This is a genomic window from Eisenbergiella porci, from assembly GCF_009696275.1.
Taxonomy (GTDB): domain Bacteria; phylum Bacillota; class Clostridia; order Lachnospirales; family Lachnospiraceae; genus Eisenbergiella; species Eisenbergiella porci.
The window spans coordinates 1-1,942 of sequence record NZ_VUMI01000136.1 but is presented as its reverse complement, the minus strand read 5'-3'; the positions used below and the strand labels follow the sequence as shown (position 1 = coordinate 1,942).

The following is a 1,942-nucleotide window of genomic DNA, read 5'->3' as shown; positions in this document are numbered from 1 at the left end:
CCTCCCTATTTAGTCAAGTGTTTTTTCCTTATTTTTCAAGAAATTTTTAATTTCATATCTCAGATAAATGAGCCAAGAGGATGGACATTTCTCTGTATCTGGTACGAAAATAGAGGGTTTTGGGTACACGAAGTAAAACGTCATTGTATTTCGTTCTACATGGCCTTGTGTATACCCATCCATCTACGGCAGCGAACCTCCCGTATCTACCAGGATCACCTGCATCTCTGCTGGGTCCTAACTTCCTTCGTCCCGCCTGTCCATAACCAGGGTGTCAGCTTAGCTCCTTTACAGGGTCATGCCCTATGGAAAATATTCCTGCCGACTACTGGCTCATTCTTTGTATTAAGTCTTACTGACCTTTGGGGCATGCTTTCTTGACGGCACCTTCCGGTGGACGTTTTCCCGACTCGTTCCTCATACCTTTCAGCCTTCCTGTCACAGCTGAATTCAACTTTTAACACGCAATGTTAAAGGTGGGGTTCAACCGTGACAGGGCATTACTTGTTTTGGTTCCTGTCTGCTATGCTACCTGAAGCTGCGGTCTCTTAATGTCTCCTAGAAGCTTTACCGGGTCATAATCCACACCTTTTGTCAGTATTGTGTAAAATACCCTTAGGATCTTACATGCCACTGCTACTACAGACTGCATCTTTTTTAATGGATTTTCTTTGCGTGTCCGGTAGTATTCATGGATCGACTTGAACTCCGCATTCTTCCCGATAAGAGATATCGCTGCTTCATACAATACATACCGCAGGCGCTTCCTGCCTCTGTAGCTGATCCGGCTTTCGCCGTTATGCTTCCCGGAATCATTTGCCACGATTGCATATCCTGCTAACTTCTGCAGCTGTTTTGGATTATCAAAACGTCCAATGTCTCCCACCTCTGCAATGAAACCACTGACCGTTACCAGACCGATCCCCTTGATCTCCATCAGCTTATCCACATACGGAATCTCTTTCAGCTTTTCCTCTATGTTCACAAGTAGCTCATCCAGTCTTGACACATATACATCCATGTCATCCAGCAGATTTTTTAATTCCATCCGTGCCGCTTCCGGTGCTTCCTTGCTTCCAACGCTATGCTCTGCTGCGGATACCAGGGTCTTTGCCCTCTTTATTCCGGCGCCTCTCAGCTTTGCGCTCCTCCATATTTGGTTCACACCTTCCACACCAAGTTTCCCAATGTCTTCCGGCAACGGTGCCACCTTCAATACCATCCGTCCACTGACTGCCTTCAAATCCCCATAAACGTCTTTATATTCAGGGAAGTAGATAGCAAACCATCTGGCGATCCGGTTCTTGATCCGCGTAAGCTCCTCCTGCGTCTGGAAACGAAGGTTTGACAGGCTCCTGATCTCCGCATAGATACCGGTTGGTATGTAGGGATAGGAAAAGCGTCCTTCATTGACCAGAGCCGCGATCGTCTTTGGATCCTTGCGGTCATTCTTGTTGGGATTGTTGTCGTCCAGTTCCTTCGACTTCTTAACATGATGTGGATTCACATGTACCGGCTTCATCCCATTGTCCTGCAGGAATTTCCCCAGTGCAAACCAGTAGTGTCCGGTCGGCTCCATGCCGGGGATCACAGCGGTTTTGCCTTGTTTTTCTGCGATATCTTCCACCCATGCTTTGAAGGTCAGGAACCCAGCCTCAGTATTACTGAATTCTAGTGGTTTCTTTGTGTACTCGTAATTCCGCCAGTCAAATGCTCTGGCAAAATGAGTTTCACTTCCAACATCAATACCAACGATCAAAGTTTTTTCAGTTATAGATGCAATTTTTGCGTTTTGTGTGTTACAATTCATTTTAGATACCTCACTGTTTTAATAAGATTTTTTACTAACCCGCAAAGTCAGTAATCTTATTTTACTCTGAGGTATTTTTTTCTCAACCCTCTTTCTCGGAATTCCCTATATTTGAATTATACAGGAAGCTCC

General features: G+C 45.4%; 1 protein-coding gene. It reads right to left on the bottom strand.

All coding sequences use genetic code 11. From position 1 onward, the window contains the following. Nucleotides 1–523 precede the first annotated feature (523 nt). A complete protein-coding gene (locus FYJ45_RS29235; RefSeq protein ID WP_154468419.1) occupies nt 524–1,810 on the bottom strand; it encodes an IS110 family RNA-guided transposase in 1,287 nt (428 codons plus the stop codon). Between the last annotated feature and the right edge of the window lie 132 nt (nt 1,811–1,942).

What these genes read in the sequence shown, in the direction of transcription:
- FYJ45_RS29235 (WP_154468419.1), bottom strand. Translation starts at nt 1,810, where the DNA reads ATGAATTGTAACACACAAAACGCAAAAATTGCATCTATAACTGAAAAA.